The 14,443-nt window shown below is 67.7% G+C and carries 15 protein-coding genes; 8 read left to right on the top strand and 7 right to left on the bottom strand.

The genetic code is table 11. The features are described from left to right. Positions 1-41 precede the first annotated feature (41 nt). Together ACN2C7_RS13775 and ACN2C7_RS13770 are read left to right on the top strand one after the other, a co-directional pair. Entirely contained in the window at positions 42-380 is a 339-nt protein-coding gene (locus ACN2C7_RS13775) for a GIY-YIG nuclease family protein (protein WP_419317536.1), read from the top strand. Then, entirely contained in the window at positions 377-946 is a 570-nt protein-coding gene (locus tag ACN2C7_RS13770) for a DUF2239 family protein (protein WP_419317535.1), read from the top strand. The genes ACN2C7_RS13775 and ACN2C7_RS13770 overlap by 4 nt, the downstream gene beginning before the upstream one ends. A gap of 25 nt (positions 947-971) precedes the next feature. On the opposite strand, the gene ACN2C7_RS13765 is transcribed toward ACN2C7_RS13770, so the two are convergent. Next, positions 972-1,361: a VOC family protein gene (locus ACN2C7_RS13765; RefSeq protein WP_419317534.1), complete on the bottom strand. Its 390-nt coding sequence runs from the start codon at positions 1,359-1,361 to the stop codon at positions 972-974. Between the two features lie 171 nt (positions 1,362-1,532). Between ACN2C7_RS13765 and ACN2C7_RS13760 the strand changes: the two genes are divergently transcribed. Continuing rightward, a complete protein-coding gene (locus ACN2C7_RS13760) occupies positions 1,533-1,967 on the top strand; it encodes a hypothetical protein (protein ID WP_419321474.1) in 435 nt (144 codons plus the stop codon). Positions 1,968-2,141: 174 nt separating this feature from the next. Here ACN2C7_RS13760 and ACN2C7_RS13755 read toward each other — a convergent pair whose 3' ends face one another. Then, positions 2,142-2,975, bottom strand: a complete 834-nt coding sequence (locus ACN2C7_RS13755) for a flagellin (protein WP_419317533.1) — start codon at positions 2,973-2,975, stop codon at positions 2,142-2,144. Between the two features lie 263 nt (positions 2,976-3,238). On the opposite strand from ACN2C7_RS13755, the gene ACN2C7_RS13750 reads away from it, so the two are divergent. Then, a complete protein-coding gene (locus ACN2C7_RS13750) occupies positions 3,239-4,606 on the top strand; it encodes an MATE family efflux transporter (RefSeq protein WP_419317532.1) in 1,368 nt (455 codons plus the stop codon). Between the two features lie 134 nt (positions 4,607-4,740). On the opposite strand, the gene ACN2C7_RS13745 is transcribed toward ACN2C7_RS13750, so the two are convergent. Together ACN2C7_RS13745 and mdoH are read right to left on the bottom strand one after the other, a co-directional pair. Beyond that, complete coding sequence (locus ACN2C7_RS13745) at positions 4,741-5,634, bottom strand: cobalamin biosynthesis protein CbiG (protein ID WP_419317531.1); 894 nt, start codon at positions 5,632-5,634, stop codon at positions 4,741-4,743. Positions 5,635-5,727: 93 nt separating this feature from the next. Next, positions 5,728-7,725 (bottom strand): glucans biosynthesis glucosyltransferase MdoH, encoded by a 1,998-nt coding sequence (mdoH, locus tag ACN2C7_RS13740; RefSeq protein ID WP_419317530.1) that lies wholly within the window; start codon positions 7,723-7,725, stop codon positions 5,728-5,730. A gap of 411 nt (positions 7,726-8,136) precedes the next feature. Here mdoH and ACN2C7_RS13735 point away from each other — a divergent pair, with 411 nt between their 5' ends. Then, a complete protein-coding gene (locus ACN2C7_RS13735; RefSeq protein WP_419317529.1) occupies positions 8,137-8,361 on the top strand; it encodes a copper-binding protein in 225 nt (74 codons plus the stop codon). 150 nt (positions 8,362-8,511) lie between these two features. Here ACN2C7_RS13735 and ACN2C7_RS13730 read toward each other — a convergent pair whose 3' ends face one another. After that, complete coding sequence (locus tag ACN2C7_RS13730; protein WP_419317528.1) at positions 8,512-9,543, bottom strand: NADP-dependent oxidoreductase; 1,032 nt, start codon at positions 9,541-9,543, stop codon at positions 8,512-8,514. Between the two features lie 118 nt (positions 9,544-9,661). Between ACN2C7_RS13730 and ACN2C7_RS13725 the strand changes: the two genes are divergently transcribed. Further along, positions 9,662-10,612, top strand: coding sequence for a Gfo/Idh/MocA family protein (locus ACN2C7_RS13725; RefSeq protein WP_419317527.1), 951 nt, complete (start codon positions 9,662-9,664; stop codon positions 10,610-10,612). A 2-nt stretch (positions 10,613-10,614) separates the two neighbouring features. Here the strand turns inward: ACN2C7_RS13725 and ACN2C7_RS13720 are convergent, their stop codons facing one another. Both ACN2C7_RS13720 and ACN2C7_RS13715 read right to left on the bottom strand, forming a co-directional pair. Then, positions 10,615-10,899, bottom strand: a complete 285-nt coding sequence (locus ACN2C7_RS13720; protein ID WP_419317526.1) for a type II toxin-antitoxin system RelE/ParE family toxin — start codon at positions 10,897-10,899, stop codon at positions 10,615-10,617. Further along, a complete protein-coding gene (locus ACN2C7_RS13715; protein WP_419317525.1) occupies positions 10,896-11,189 on the bottom strand; it encodes an antitoxin of toxin-antitoxin stability system in 294 nt (97 codons plus the stop codon). Before ACN2C7_RS13715 ends, ACN2C7_RS13720 begins: the two co-directional genes overlap by 4 nt. Before the next feature lie 348 nt (positions 11,190-11,537). Between ACN2C7_RS13715 and ACN2C7_RS13710 the strand changes: the two genes are divergently transcribed. Next, a complete protein-coding gene (locus ACN2C7_RS13710; RefSeq protein ID WP_419317524.1) occupies positions 11,538-12,494 on the top strand; it encodes a sensor histidine kinase in 957 nt (318 codons plus the stop codon). Between the two features lie 170 nt (positions 12,495-12,664). Next, complete coding sequence (gene ilvD / locus ACN2C7_RS13705) at positions 12,665-14,401, top strand: dihydroxy-acid dehydratase (protein ID WP_419317523.1); 1,737 nt, start codon at positions 12,665-12,667, stop codon at positions 14,399-14,401. Positions 14,402-14,443 lie beyond the last annotated feature (42 nt).

The following is a 14,443-nucleotide window of genomic DNA, read 5'->3' as shown; positions in this document are numbered from 1 at the left end:
TATATTCCATCCGGGTAAAAAGCGCACCGCAGGAGGGTCCCATGAACGGACGCAAGGCGCTGGTGCGCGACTATCGTGACCGCAAGGTCGAGGCCGGGATCTATGCCGTGCGCTGCGCGGCCAGCGGCGAAGCCTGGGTCGGCGCCACGCCCGATCTGGCGACCCGTCAGAACGGGATCTGGTTTTCCCTGCGACACGGAGGGCATTCGGAGGCCTCGCTCCAGGCTGCGTGGGCGACCCATGGCGAGGCGGCGTTCAGCTTCGAGGCCCTGGAAGCCATCGACGACGAAAACCTCGGCCCTCTGGGCAAGTCCTCCCTGCTGAAGGAACGCCGCGCCGCCTGGATCGAGACCCTGAACGCCCGGGGGCTGAACCGATGAGCCATGTGGTCTTCAGGGGCGCCGAGCGCGTCGCGGCGGGGGCGTCCCTTGAGGCGGCCCTGGCCGCCCAGCGCCTGGCGGCCGAGCCGTCGGATGCCGGGGTGCTGATCTTTGACGACCAGGGCCGGCAGGTGGATTTCGACCTCAGCGGCGGGCCCGCTGACCTGACCGCGCGGCTCGCGCCTGTCGGGGAGGCCGCCGCGCCACGCGGCCGCGGCCGGCCCAGGCTGGGCGTCACGCCGCGCGAGGTTACGCTGCTGCCCCGTCACTGGGACTGGCTGGCCAGCCAGCCGGGCGGCGCTTCGGTGGCGCTGCGCAAGCTGGTCGAGGCGGCGCGACGCGAAAGCGAAGGCCCCGACCGCATCCGTCGCTCCCGCGAGGCGGCCTATCGCTTCGCTACGGTGATGGCCGGCGATCGGGAGGGCTTCGAAGCGGCGATGCGCGCCCTGTTCGCGGGGGACGACGCGGCGTTCGCGGAACGGATACAGGCCTGGCCGGCCGACATTGCCGCCCAGCTTCGCACCTTCGCGGCCGAGGCGTTCGGCGCGGACGCGGGGCCGGTCTAGGTCGTTGCGACCTTGCGGCGAGGCGTCAGGCCTTGGGCTCCAGCAGATCCCAGCGGTTGCCGTACAGGTCTTCGAACACCGCGACGCTGCCATAGGCTTCGTGACGTGGCGCTTCGAGGAAGCGGATCCCGGCGGCGCTCATCCGGGCGTGGTCGCCGGCGAAGTCGTCGGTGTGCAGGAACAGCCAGACCCGGCCGCCGCCCTGGTCGCCGATCCGGGCGGCCTGATGCGCGTCGGCGGCCTTGGCCAGCACCAAGCGCGAGCCGCCGGGGCCGGGCGAGACGACGACCCAGCGCTTGCCCGCGCCCATGTCGGTGTCCTCGATCAGGTCGAAGCCCAGCTTGCCGACATAGAAGCCCAACGCCTCGTCATAGTCGGCGACGAGCAGGGAGATCAGGGCGAGATGGCGGGCCATGGGCGACTCCTTGAAGCGGCGCTGTCATAGCATCGGCGATCCAGCCTTAGCATCGCTGACTCTCGACCCCTCGGTTATGCTGGTCGCGACCCGCTGGAGATTGTCATGCCGACCCGCATCATCCTTCCCTCGACCCTGGCCCTGATCCTGACTCTCGCTGGCTCGGCCGCGATGGCCGGCGCGTCGGAAACCAGGATCACGCCCGTCGCGGCGGCTGACCTGCCGCCCGCCGTTCTGGCCGTGGTGATCAAGGCCGCGCCGGGGCTGAAGGTCGTCGAGGCCGAACTGAAGGAGCGCGAGGATCGCCGCTATTTCGACGTCGAGGGCGTGCTGCCCAATGGCGCCGAGATCGAGTTCGACCTGCTGGAAAAGAACGGCGCCTGGGAGATCGTCGAGACCCAGCGCGACATCGCCTGGGCCGATGCGCCCGCCGCCGTGCGGACCGCCGCCGGCAAGGCCCAGCCCGTGCGCGTGATCGAGAGCACCCAGAACGACGGCATGGTGATCTACGAACTGTTCGCCGCCGGCCAGCCCAAGACGCCGGCCCTCGAGGTCAGCCTGAAGGATGGCGTGGTCAAGGTGCTGGCCGAGACTTGGCCACACTAAAGATCGGGCCCAGTTTGGCCGCCCCCCGGATTGTCATCCCGGCCGGAAGGTCGCGTAGCGGCCTGTAGAGCCGGGACCGACCCGAAGCGCGGCGCTCAGGCGTCGATCCCGGATCTGCGCGCTACGCGCTTGTCCGGGATGACAGCGAATTTGTGTTCCGAGCCCTGGGCCCTGCTACCTGCCGAACAGGGTCAGCAGGTACGAGGTTCCGGAATTGGCGATGGCCAGCGACTTGATGGCCAGTTGCTGCTTGATCTGCAGCGCCTGAAGCTTGGTCGACTCCCGGGCCATGTCGGCGTCGACCAGGCGGCCGACCGAGGTGTCCAGCGTGTCCTGCAGCTTGTCGATGAAGGTCTGGTGGCTTTCCAGGGCGAAGGAGCCGGTGCCCAGGCGGGCGAGGGCGGAGGTGACGGTCTCCATCGCCGTGCTCATGGCCTTGATCTCGACGCCGGTGATCGGTGCGGCCAGCAGGTCGGCGGGCATGCCCGACAGCGCCGCGCCCGTGGTCGACAGGTCAACGTGATCGATATCGACCGTGTCACTCCCGTCAGCATTGGCCAGGGCGCGGACCTGGCCGACCGTTCCCGACGCGATCAGGTTCACGCCGCCGAACTCGGCATTGCCCACGGTGCGGTCGATCTGGCGCTTGAGCGTCAGGTAGTCGTTGTTGAGAGCGACGCGGCTGGATGTCGACAGGCTGGTGTCGGCCGCCGCCAACATCTTTTCCTTCATCTTGCCCATCAGGTCGACGACGGTCTCGCCGGCCGACAGGGCCACGTCGGTGATCGAGCGGCCGCGCAGCAGGGAATCGCGCACGGAGTCCAGCGAGCGCGACTCGGCGCGCTGGGTCTGGGCGATGGCCCAGACGGCGGGATCATCCTTGGCGCTGGAGACGGCCAGACCGGTCGAGATGCGGCGCAGCGTGCCCGACATCTCGCGGTTGATCGCCGACAGCGACTGCAGGGCGATCATGGCGCCGGTATTGGTGTTGACGCTGTTGAGCGACATGGTCGGTGCTTCTTCCGGGGCCCGGCCGCGAGGGCCGAAGACGCGTTTTGCGCTCGGGCGACAGGAATACAGCAACAGCGTTAGCGCGCCGTTCGCATCGGCCCGAAAATCCTGGCGATGGTCGCCTTGTCCGCCGCCGTCCCGGCCTGAGCGCTGCGACCCGAAAACCACTGGCGGAAGGGATGTTCCCGGCCGGTTACAAGCGGCCTTGCCCCAGGGGGTGCCTTGAGCCACCTTGCCGGCCCCTTCGAAAGGCCCTGCCCATGCCCCGCCCAGCGGCTGCTCCGGCGCCGCGCGGCGCGCTGATATCCGATCTGATCGAGCTGATGCGCCTGTCGGGGCCGGTGGTGCTGTCGCGCCTGGGCATCATGGTCATGGGCCTGACCGACGCCATCGTGGTCGGGCGCTTTTCCGCCGAGCAGCTGGGCTTCCACGCCATGGCCTGGGCGCCGTCCTCGATCTTTGTGACCATGACCGTCGGCCTGCTGGTCGGGGCCCAGGTGATGACCTCGCGGGCGATCGGGGCGGGCCGGCTGCACGATACCGGCGCGGTGCTGCGCCGGGGCCTGGTCTATGGCTTCTGGATCGGCATGGCCTCGGCCGTGTCCCTGGCCTTGCTGGGGCCGCCCCTGCTGCACGCCGTGCATCTGCCCAAGGCCCTGGCCGATGGCGCCACGGCGCCGATGATCGTCTTCTCGCTGTCCCTGCCGCTCTACGCCCTGACCGTGGTGCTGAGCTTCTGGCTGGAGGGCCTGTCGCGGCCCGGGCCGGTGACCATCGCCATGTGGGTGGCCAATGGCGTCAACCTGGCGATCAACCTGCTGCTGGTGCCAGGGACCTGGGGCTTGCCGGCCATGGGCGCCGTGGGCGGGGCCTGGGCCACCTTCGTGGCGCGGCTGGCCCTGCTGATCATGCTGGCGATCTATGTGTTGCGCCTGAAGGATGCGCGGGCGCTGGGCGTGTTCGACAAGCCGGCGCTCGATCGTCCGGCCTCGATCGAGCAGCGCCGGATCGGCTATGGCGCGGGCGCGTCCAACTTCTTCGAGGTGGCCGCCTTTGCCGCCATGAGCCTGGTTGCCGGCTGGATCGGCGGGTTGTCCATCGCGGCGTGGGCGGTGGTGATCAATGTCGCCGCGGTGATCTTCATGCTGCCGCTGGGCATTTCGACGGCCACTTCGGTGCAGGTGGGCCGGGCCTTCGGATCGCGTGATCCGGCCGGCATGACCCGCGCCGGCTGGGTGGCCTTTGCCTTCACGGCGGCGGTGGGGCTGGTGGCGGCGCTGCTGCTGTTCCCGCTGCGCGAATGGGTCGCGTCGGCCTATACGGCCGACCAGGAGGCCATCGCCCTGATCGCCCCGGCCCTGGCCCTGACCTGCCTGTTCCTGGCGCCCGACGCCGTGCAGGTGGTGGCGGCCCAGGCGCTGCGGGCGCGCGGCGAGGTGTGGATTCCGACCATCACCCACCTGATCAGCTACGGCGTGATCATGGGGCCGCTGGCCTGGTGGCTGGCCATTCCGCTCGGCATGGGCGTCAACGGCATCGTCTGGTCGGTGATCGTGACCAGCTTTGTCTCGATGGCGTTCCTGCTGGCGCGGTTTCGGATGCTGGATGTGAGGGATGCGCGCGGGTAGTTCCGCGACCACTTGCCCCCTACGGATCGCTTCGCGATCGTCTTCCCCCGTAGGGGGAAGATGAAAAGCGCCGACCTCATCTTCCCCCTACGGGGGAGGAGCGCCGCAGGCGCGGAGGGGGCAAGTGCTCGACGCTAGGCCCCCAGAATCCAGCCTTCTTCAGTAGCGGCCGCTTCAAGCACCTCGTCGCTCGCCTTGGGGCCGGCGAACAGCGCCGCCAGCTTGCCGGCTTCGTCCAGCTTGGCGAAGTGTTCGGCCTGGGCCCGCACCTGGGCCAGGTCCTTGACCTCGCCGGCGGCCGGTACGGCCTTGAGCAGCGAGGGATAGACCTCGGTGATCACCACCAGCACGCCTTCCAGATCAGCCTCGGTCAGGGCCTTGAAGCCGGTCTCGAACGGCCAGACCCGGGCGGCGTCGCCGCGCGCGTCCTTCAGACGGCGGGCGGCGGGGATGCCGACGATCGCCTGACCGCCGACCGAGCCGTTATAATAGAGCTTCCAGATCGAGTGCGCGCCTTTGGCGGCCTTGTCGGCATGGCGGAACTCGGCCAGGTCGCCCTCGCCATGCTCGCGCGAGCGCTTGGGCTGCAGCGTGGTCAGGGTGTCCCGGGGCGGACAGCCCCAGAACGGGAAGGGGCCGCCGGTCAGGCGGCGGTTGATCTCGGAGCCGACGCCGAAGCGGTTGTTGGTGTTGTCGGCCTTGTCCTTGACCATCTTGGCGATCTGATCCCAGACCGCGCGCCAGGGATGCTCGCCCGGCAGGCTCAGCGCCTTGGCGAAGCCGCTCGGGAAGCCCAGCGGGAAGTCAAAGCCCACCAGGGCCCGCTCGCCGCGCTTCTTGAAGTCGTCGAGAATGGCCGCCAGCTTGGTCTCGGCCTCCTGACGGGTGGCCGGGTTGAAGCTCTCGAAGGTCAGGCGAAAGCGCACGTCGCGCTTGAGCACGCCGATCCAGACGGAGTCCGCACCGGTGGTCGGCTTGGCGGCCGCGCTCCAGTCGACGATCACATAGGCGCTGAACAGACGCGACACGGCAGGCTCCGTCGAAAAGAACGAAGCCGCGCTTCTACTCCGCCCAGTCCTCAAGAGCCAGTCGCTGTTCGCGCACTGGGCGTATTAGGCGTCTCAGGCGGCGTTGCGTTCGGCGGCTTCGACCGGCGGGGCGATGCGGCCTTCGCGGGCGAACCAGCGGGCGGGAGGCTCGCAGACCGGACCCAGGGCCGCGCGGACGATGGCCGGCGGCCGGCGCTCTTCCGGGGTCATGAACAGGCCATTGGCCTTGACCCGCAGGCCGGCGACCTTGTGGGCGCCCAGCATGGTCAGGGGCACGGCCAGGATCAGACCGGCCAGGATCGGCGCGGTGCTGGTCAGCAGGTCGGGCGTGAACCAGAACAGGGTGGCCAGGACCAGGCCAGTGACGCTGATCCAGCCCATGGCGCGGAACGCCTCGTTGCCGGTCACCTTGTCGGCGTCGCGGCGCTGGGTGGCCCAACCGCCGACCTTGCCGGCCAGGATCTCGACCAGGGCGCGGGTCTGGGTGAACATCAGCATCGGCGCGACCAGCGCCGACAGCAGCATCTCGACGCTCAGACCAGCCATGATCCGGCGACGGCCGCCGAAGCCCTTGATCTCGGCGGGACGCGAGAACACCAGGATCGAGCCTAGGATCTTGGGGCCGAACAGCAGCACGAAGGTGATGATCATCGCCCAGGCGGTGGCCTGGATCTCGCTCCAGTCGATCAGGGCGTGGGCGGCCGCCTGCAGGTCGGCCATGGTGAAGGCCGCCTTCTTCAGCGAGGGCATCAGCAGGCGCGAGATCACGCCGGCCGACAGGGCCATGAACCACAGAGGTGACAGGACATAGCTGAGCACGCCGATCACCAGGTGCATGCGGCTGAGCCAGTGCAGGCCGGGCAGGGCGACGAGCGGGATGTGCTGGACATTGCCCCGGCACCAGCGGCGGTCGCGGGTGGCGAAATCGAGCAGGTTGGAGGGGCTCTCTTCGTAGGAGCCTTCCAGATAGGGCGCCAGGTGGACGCTCCAGCCGCCGCGGCGCAGCAGGGCGCTTTCCAGGGCGTCGTGGCTCATCACTTCGCCGCCGAAGGGCTTGGGGCCGTCCAGCGAGGGCAGGCCGCAGGTCTCGGCGAAGGCGCGGGTGCGGACGATGGCGTTATGGCCCCAGAACGAGCTCTCGCTGCCCGACCACCAGGCCAGACCCGTCCAGGCGACGCGGCCATACAGGCGCGTGGCGAACTGCAGGGTGCGGGCGAAGATCGTCTGGCCGTTGATCAGCATCGGCATGGTCTGGATCAGACCGGCGCCGGGGTGGCGTTCCATGGCGTCGGCCAGGCGGACCATGGCGTCGCCGGTCATCAGGCTGTCGGCGTCGAGGACCAGCATGTGCTCATAGGCGCTGCCCCAGCGGGCCACCCAGTCGGCGATATTGCCGGCCTTGCGGCCCTTGTTTTCCTGGCGGACGCGGTAGAACACCGCCGAATTGGCTTCGCGACGGAAGCGGGCGAAGCAGGCCTGTTCGGCCAGGGCCACGGCGGCGTCGCGGGTGTCGCTGAGGATGAAGATGTCGAAGGCGCGGCTGTTGCCGGTCTCGGCCAGCGAGGCGTCCATGGCGCGCAGGCGGGCGAACACCTCGGCGGCGTCCTCGTTGTGCACGGGCATCAGGATGGCGGTGCGGGCGCGCAGCTTGGGCATCGGCTTGGCGCTGTCGATGCCCAGCGGATCCTTGGGCTTGCCCAGCAGGATCACGAAGCCGGCGACGGCGGTGCAGAACCACAGCGACAGGGCCGTGAACAGCGGGGCCAGCAGGACCAGGCAGATGAATTCCAGACGGGTGACGCCGCCCAGGGCGATGGTGTCGAAGGTGGCCTTCCAGCCGGCCACGCCCATGAAGGCGGTAGCCAGGAACACCATCCAGCGACGGGCGGCCATGCTGGCGACCACCTCGGTGGCGCGGCGCGCGCCGCCTTGCCAGATCGACAGATGCTGCACCGGCATGGCCAGCGGCGCCTCGGCGGGAATTTCCACCGTGTCGCGACGTTGAAAGACCTGATCGAGGGACACGCTCGTGGACGAGCGAAGGTCGAAGAGGGAAGAGCGGTCGCTCATGACGTCATGGTCTCGGTCTGTCCGGCGAGGGCCGGGCTCTCTCCGTCGCATCGCCGCATGAGGTTCGTCCTTTGCGCGGTGATGACCGTCCGCTAGGGGTTCGGTCGTCGCGGCATGTGACGGGGTCATGACGGTCAATTTCCGACGTGGAGAGCCGTCGGGACCTTTAGAGTAAAACTTCGATCACGAATTCGCTACCAGAAATCACGCTTATTTCGCAGGTGCGGGAAAAAACTTGCAATCCGCTGTGGGCGAAGGGCGGTCGCCAAAATGGGGAATTTGCACAAGCCTATGATTATAAAGATTTTATTGCCTATTTGCGGACTGCTTCTGGTCGCAGCCTGCGGCCCGGGACCTCTGAGCGCGACCCCTGCCAAGTCGCCCGAAACGGGCGCGCAGGCGTCGGAAACCTTGCCGGAGCACGACTCGACGGGCGTGATTTCGGCTGTGAACGGCCTGAGTCTCACGATCGATCACGACGGCGCGAGCTCGGCCGGCCTGGCCGCCGGGCGCAATGATTTCACCGGCCATGGCGATGTTCTGGCCACTGCGCCCCTGACGCCGGGGTCACGGGTGGCGTTCAAGTTTCGCAAGACCGGCGGGGCGCTGGAGCTTTCGGAACTGAAGGGGCGGTAGATCCTCCCCTTTTGGGGGAGCTGGCCCGAAGGGCCGGAGGGGGGGCAGCGCAGGCGCTTGGTCCAGATGGCTCCAAGCCCGTCCATGCCGGCGCTGCCCCCTCAGTCGCTCCGCGACAGCTCCCTCCGTGAGGGGGGAGCATCAGGCGAGCTAGCTCAGCTTGACGAGCATCTTGCCCATGTTCTCGCCGGCAAAGAGCTTGATGAAGGCGTCAGGCGCGTGCTCGACGCCGTCTTCGACGGTCTCTTTCCAGGTGATCTTGCCGGCCTTGATCCACTCGGCCATGTCCTTGGCGAAGGCCGGATAGAGGTCATAGTGATTGGAGACGATGAAGCCCTCCAGTCGCAGGCTCTTGCCCACGGCCTGGATGATGTTGGACGGGCCGGTCGGCTTTCCGGTCTCGTTGTATTGCGAGATCATCCCGCAAAGGGCCATGCGGGCAAACGGGCGGGCCGAATTGATCGCGGCTTCCAGATGCACGCCGCCGACATTCTCGAAATAGACGTCGATGCCCTTGGGCGCGACCTTGGCCAGTTCGGCGACCACGTCGGGCGTGGCCTTGTAGTCGATCACGTGATCGACGCCGATCGACTTGAGGAACGCGGTCTTTTCCGGGCCGCCGGCCGAGCCGATCACGGTGTGGCCCTTCAGCTTGGCGATCTGGCAGACGATGGAGCCCACGGCGCCGGCGGCGGCCGACACGAACACCACATCGCCGTCCTTCAGGGCGGCCACGCGCAGCAGGCCCGCATAGGCGGTCATGCCGGTCATGCCCAGCACGCCCAGGAAGGTCTGGGGCGGCAGGCCATGGGTCTCGACCTTGGTCAGGGCGCCCATCGCGCCGCCGGCCGCCTTGATCGCTGCGGGCGAGATGTTGAACGCCTCGCGCCAGCCGAACATCGAGCTAACGATGTCGCCCACGGCGAAGTCGGGATCGTTGGAGATCGTCACCTCGCCGATCGCGCCGCCCTGCAGGGCCTTGCCCAGCTCGAACGGCGGCACATAGCTGGCGCGATCATACATGCGGCCGCGCATATAGGGGTCGACCGACATCCACAGGTTCTTGATCTGCACCTCGCCGGGGCCCGGCGCGGCCAGCTCGACCGAGGCCAGTTCGAAGTCGGACTTGGCGGGAACGCCTACCGGGCGGCTCTTGAGGCGGATTTCGCGCGAGACGGTCATTGGGTGTTCTCCCTGTGCGTTTCTGGTGGTGCGTTTCAAATTTAAACGCTTGTTTAGCGCGTCGCGTCGCGCGGCTCCAGTGCTTCCGGGCGGGGGCGAAGCGGTTTAGACAGCGGCCATGACCCAACCGATCCTGAAAGCTCCCGTCCTTAAAGCCCCCGTCCTTAAGGCTGGTGTTGTCGGCGCCGGCGTCTTTGGCGGCTATCACGCCAAGAAGTATGTCGAGCTGCCCGGCGTCGAACTGGTCGCAGTGTTCGACATCGACCTGGAACGGGCCCGGGCCCTGGCCGAGCCGCTGGGCGCGATCGCCTATGACGATATGGACGCCTTCCTGGCCGTGGTCGATGTGGTCACGGTCGCCACCCCGGCTGTCCACCACGCCCGGGCGGCGCTGGCGGCCCTGAAGGCGGGCAAGCCGGTCTATTGCGAAAAGCCCCTGGCGGTGGCGCCCGAGGACGCCGACGCCCTGGTCGCTGCGGCGCTCAAGGCCGGTGTGCCCCTGGCCTGCGGCCATCAGGAGCGGGTGGTGTTCCAGGCCATGGGCCTGCTGGACATTCCCGAGCAGCCGCTGCGCCTGGAAGCCGTGCGCCGCGGCACGCCGTCGGACCGCAATCTGGACGTCTCGGTGGTGCTGGACCTGATGATCCACGACATCGACCTGGCCCTGGCCCTGTGCGATGCCCAGCCGATGACCGTGGACGGCGAGGGGGGCATCACCCGCTCGGAGTCGCTGGACTGGGTGAAGGTGGAAGCCATGTTCGAGAACGGCTTCACCGCCGTGTTCGACAGTTCGCGCGTGGCGGAGGCCCGCGAGCGGACGATGAAGGTCGTCTACCCCTCCGGCGAGGTCGAGATCGACTTCCTGGCCCGCACCTTCCGCAACACCACGCCGTTCCCGCTGATCGAGGACTTCACCGAGACCCCGGCCGGCAAGGACCCGCTGGGGCAGAGCGTTGCCGGCTTCCTGGCGGCCGTGCGCGGCGAGAGCCCGCGTCCGGTGGTCACCGGCGAAGAGGCCGCCCGGGCCCTGGATCTGGCGCTGGCCGTGGAGCAGGCGGCGGAGGGGTGAACTCAGCCGCGTTCCGGCGGCCATTGGCGGGCAGCGTGCACAAGGGCGAGGACCCAAACAACATCGTCCGCGATTTCATAGACAAGCCGATAGCTCTCGTGAGGGACTAGCTCTCTCGTGCCGGCAATCTTTCCCAAGCGGCCCTTCTGAGGAAAGGTCGCCAAAGTTTCAGCAGCTTCGGCGAACAGCGCATCCATCCGGGCGGCGGCTCGCGGGCTGTCAGTGGCGATGTGGCCCATGATGTCGAGACGGTCGAGCCGCGCCGACGACGTCCACCGAACCTTCACGCGGCGGCCTCGTCCGCCTTTCTCAGTAGCTCAGTGCGGCGCGCGGCGAACTCGGCTTCGATCTCTTCGTCGGAGACGGTCAGGCCAGACAGCCGCTCGGCGCGGGCGATTTCCACCTTGCGACGCAGAAAGTCGTCATGGAGCCGCGCTTCACGCTGACGCTCCACGAAGTCGCGCATCAGGTCGCGGACAATCTGTGATGCGGGACGATGCGTGGCCTCGGCCTCGGCGACGAAGGCGTCGCGCAGTTGGGCCTCGAGCTTCAGGGTGAAAACGGCGTCCTTGGCCATGCGGAGCCCTCAAGCAGCGTTCTTACAACGTATATACGATCTCATTACCTCTAACAATTGAGGGCTACAGACCGGCTTGCAGGCGGCGGAGGGGTGAGCGCCTTCGACCCAAAGTAAACCGCGATAATTCTGCCGAGGTAGGGTATAATACGTATTGTGCGCTTTAATGTTGTCGTGACCGACAGGGCGCGCTCTCCACCAATATGGCTTTCGCTTCGCGAGCCTCTTGGCGTGCCTGAAAGGCCCTTGATGGCCGATAATCTGCAATTGGCGTTTCCGATCGGGTCAGAACTGGCCTTTGCTCTGATTGAATCGTCTCAGGCAGCGGCTTTGCTACTTGATGAAAGCTTGATCGTCGTCGCCGCCAGCACGTCGTTTCTGCGAGCCTTCAAGCTGGATCTGGAGTCCGTGGTCGGCCGCTCGGTCATGGAGCTTGGCGGGGGTGAGTGGGCCGTGCCGCAACTGCGCTCGCTGCTGAGAGCGACCGCATCGGGCGCCGCCGCCATCGACGCCTACGAGATGGACCTCAAAAGCCAGGGCAGCGGGATGCGTCGCCTGGTGATCCATGCGCAAAGGCTGGAGTACGGCGTCGCGGGCTCCCCGATGCGGATCCTGCTGACCGTGACCGATGTCACGGCCGCGCGGGGCATGGAAAAGCTCAAGGACGAACTTCTGCGCGACAAGGCCATCGCCTTGCAGGAAGTGCAGCATCGCGTCGCCAACAGCCTGCAGATCATCGCCAGCGTCATCCTGCAAAGCGCCCGCAACGTGCAGTCGGAGGAGAGCCGCACTCACCTTAGCAACGCGCACAGCCGGGTTATGTCGGTCGCTGCACTCCAGCAGCAACTGGCCACGTCGCGCGTCGGTGACGTGGAGTTACGCCCCTATTTCACGCAGCTTTGCGACAGTCTGGGCGCCTCGATGATCCAGGACCACGACAAGGTGACCCTGGTGGTGGACATCGATGACAGCGTGGTCGAGGCCAATATCTCGATCAGTCTGGGCCTGCTGGTCACCGAACTGGTGATCAACTGCCTCAAGCACGCCTTCCCGGATGGGCAGAAGGGCAGGATTGTCGTTGGCTATCAGCGCGACGGCGCCGGCTGGACCTTGAGCGTGCGCGACGACGGCATCGGCATGCATGCCCTCGAGGGCAAGGTGAAGGCGGGCCTTGGCACCAGCATCGTCCAGGCTCTGGCCAAGCAGCTGAAGAGCGTGGTCGAGGTCACCGACAACGCGCCGGGCGCCAAGGTCTCGATCATCCACAAGGCGGCTATCGAGCAGGACGCGCCGGCCGCCGTGTAGGCGATGCCGCATGGGGTCTGATCATGCGCCGGTGCGGGCCTCGTCGCGAACCGCTCGCAATGAAATGCGCGATCAGGCCCTGATGTCCGGTAAAAACTGAGCGTCAAACCCTTCCGTCGGGCCGCCGCGTGGGCTAATCCCACCGCTCTTCATTCTAAAGGGCGCGCGTCATGACCAGGAAACCCGACGGAAGCTGGGACAAGTCCAAACTGCCGAGCCGGCACGTGACCGAGGGGCCGTCGCGGGCGCCGCACCGCTCCTATTATTACGCCATGGGTCTTGGCACCCGCGAGATCGCCCAGCCCTTCGTGGGCGTGGCCTCGTGCTGGAACGAGGCGGCCCCCTGCAACACCGCCCTGATGCGCCAGGCGCATGCGGTGTCCAAGGGCGTCAAGGCGGCCGGCGGCACGCCGCGCGAGTTCTGCACTATCACCGTCACCGACGGCATCGCCATGGGCCATGAGGGCATGCGCTCCTCGCTGGTCAGCCGCGACTGCATCGCCGACTCGGTCGAGCTGACCATGCGCGGCCACGGCTATGACGCCCTGGTCGGCGTGGCCGGCTGCGACAAGAGCCTGCCGGGCATGATGATGGCCATGCTGCGCCTGAACGTGCCCAGCGTGTTCCTGTACGGCGGTTCGATCTTGCCCGGCCGCTGGCAAGGCAAGGACGTCACCGTGGTCGACGTGTTCGAAGGCGTCGGCATGCATTCGGCCGGCAAGATGACGCTGGAAGACCTTTGCGACCTGGAAACCCACGCCTGTCCGTCGGACGGCGCGTGTGGCGGCCAGTTCACCGCCAACACCATGGCCTGCGTCTCCGAAGCCATCGGCCTGGCCCTGCCGCTGTCGGCCTCGCTGCCGGCCCCGTATCTGAGCCGCGACGAGTATGCCGTGGCCTCGGGCGAGGCGGTGATGCGGCTGATCGAGAGCAATCTGCGTCCGCGCGACATCTGCACCCGCAAGGCGTTCGAAAACGCCGCCGTGATCGTGGCCGCCACCGGGGGCTCGACCAATGCCGCTCTGCACCTGCCGGCCATGGCCCATGAGTGCGGCATCTCCTTTACCCTGCGCGATGTCGCCGAGATCTTCCTGCGCACGCCCTACCTCGCCGACCTGAAGCCGGGCGGCCAGTATGTGGCCAAGGACATGGGCGAGGCCGGCGGCATGCCGGTGCTGCTCAAGACCCTGCTGGAAGGCGGCTTCATCCACGGCGACGGCATGACGGTGACCGGCAAGACCATGGCCGAGAACCTGAAAGACGTGAAATGGCGTGACGACCAGGTGGTGATCCGCCCGGTCTCCAATCCCCTGTCGCCGACCGGCGGCGTGGTGGGGCTGTGGGGCTCGCTGGCTCCCGACGGCGCCATCGTCAAGGTGGCGGGCATGACCTCGCACCGCAGCCATCGCGGCCCGGCCCGCTGCTTCGAGGGCGAGGACGCCTGTTTCGACGCCGTCGCGGCCGGCGACTATCAGGACGGCGACGTCCTGGTCATCCGCTATGAAGGCCCCAAGGGCGGCCCGGGCATGCGCGAGATGCTGTCGACCACGGCGGCGCTGGCGGGGCAGGGGCGCGGCGACAAGGTGGCCCTGGTCACCGACGGCCGCTTCTCGGGCGGCACGCGCGGCCTGTGCATCGGCCACATCGGTCCCGAAGCCCAAGCCGGCGGCCCGATCGCGCTTGTTGAGGACGGCGACATCATCACTATCGACGCCGACGCTGGCACCATCGATCTGGAAGTCGCGCCCGAGGAACTGGCCCGCCGCAAGGCCGCCTGGACCCCGCGCAAGACCAACTACAACAGCGGCGCCATCTGGAAGTTCGCCCAGCTGGTGGGCCCCGCCCACCTGGGCGCGACCACCCATCCGGGCGCTGACGGCGAGACCCACATCTACGCCGACCTGTAGAGGGCCGGGGCTTGTCCCACACGGCCTGGCCCGTTGATCCGG

Source organism: Caulobacter sp. ErkDOM-E (assembly GCF_048541895.1).
Lineage (GTDB): Bacteria > Pseudomonadota > Alphaproteobacteria > Caulobacterales > Caulobacteraceae > Caulobacter.
The sequence above is the reverse complement of the archived record's forward strand: the minus strand, read 5'-3'. Positions and strand labels throughout refer to the sequence as shown.

What these genes read in the sequence shown, in the direction of transcription:
- ACN2C7_RS13755 (WP_419317533.1), bottom strand. Translation starts at nt 2,975, where the DNA reads ATGTCGCTCAACAGCGTCAACACCAATACCGGCGCCATGATCGCCCTG.
- ACN2C7_RS13725 (WP_419317527.1), top strand. Translation starts at nt 9,662, where the DNA reads ATGACCCAACCGATCCTGAAAGCTCCCGTCCTTAAAGCCCCCGTCCTT.
- mdoH (WP_419317530.1), bottom strand. Translation starts at nt 7,725, where the DNA reads ATGAGCGACCGCTCTTCCCTCTTCGACCTTCGCTCGTCCACGAGCGTG.
- ACN2C7_RS13775 (WP_419317536.1), top strand. Translation starts at nt 42, where the DNA reads ATGAACGGACGCAAGGCGCTGGTGCGCGACTATCGTGACCGCAAGGTC.
- ACN2C7_RS13770 (WP_419317535.1), top strand. Translation starts at nt 377, where the DNA reads ATGAGCCATGTGGTCTTCAGGGGCGCCGAGCGCGTCGCGGCGGGGGCG.
- ACN2C7_RS13715 (WP_419317525.1), bottom strand. Translation starts at nt 11,189, where the DNA reads ATGGCCAAGGACGCCGTTTTCACCCTGAAGCTCGAGGCCCAACTGCGC.
- ACN2C7_RS13750 (WP_419317532.1), top strand. Translation starts at nt 3,239, where the DNA reads ATGCCCCGCCCAGCGGCTGCTCCGGCGCCGCGCGGCGCGCTGATATCC.
- ilvD (WP_419317523.1), top strand. Translation starts at nt 12,665, where the DNA reads ATGACCAGGAAACCCGACGGAAGCTGGGACAAGTCCAAACTGCCGAGC.
- ACN2C7_RS13760 (WP_419321474.1), top strand. Translation starts at nt 1,533, where the DNA reads ATGGCCGGCGCGTCGGAAACCAGGATCACGCCCGTCGCGGCGGCTGAC.
- ACN2C7_RS13730 (WP_419317528.1), bottom strand. Translation starts at nt 9,543, where the DNA reads ATGACCGTCTCGCGCGAAATCCGCCTCAAGAGCCGCCCGGTAGGCGTT.
- ACN2C7_RS13765 (WP_419317534.1), bottom strand. Translation starts at nt 1,361, where the DNA reads ATGGCCCGCCATCTCGCCCTGATCTCCCTGCTCGTCGCCGACTATGAC.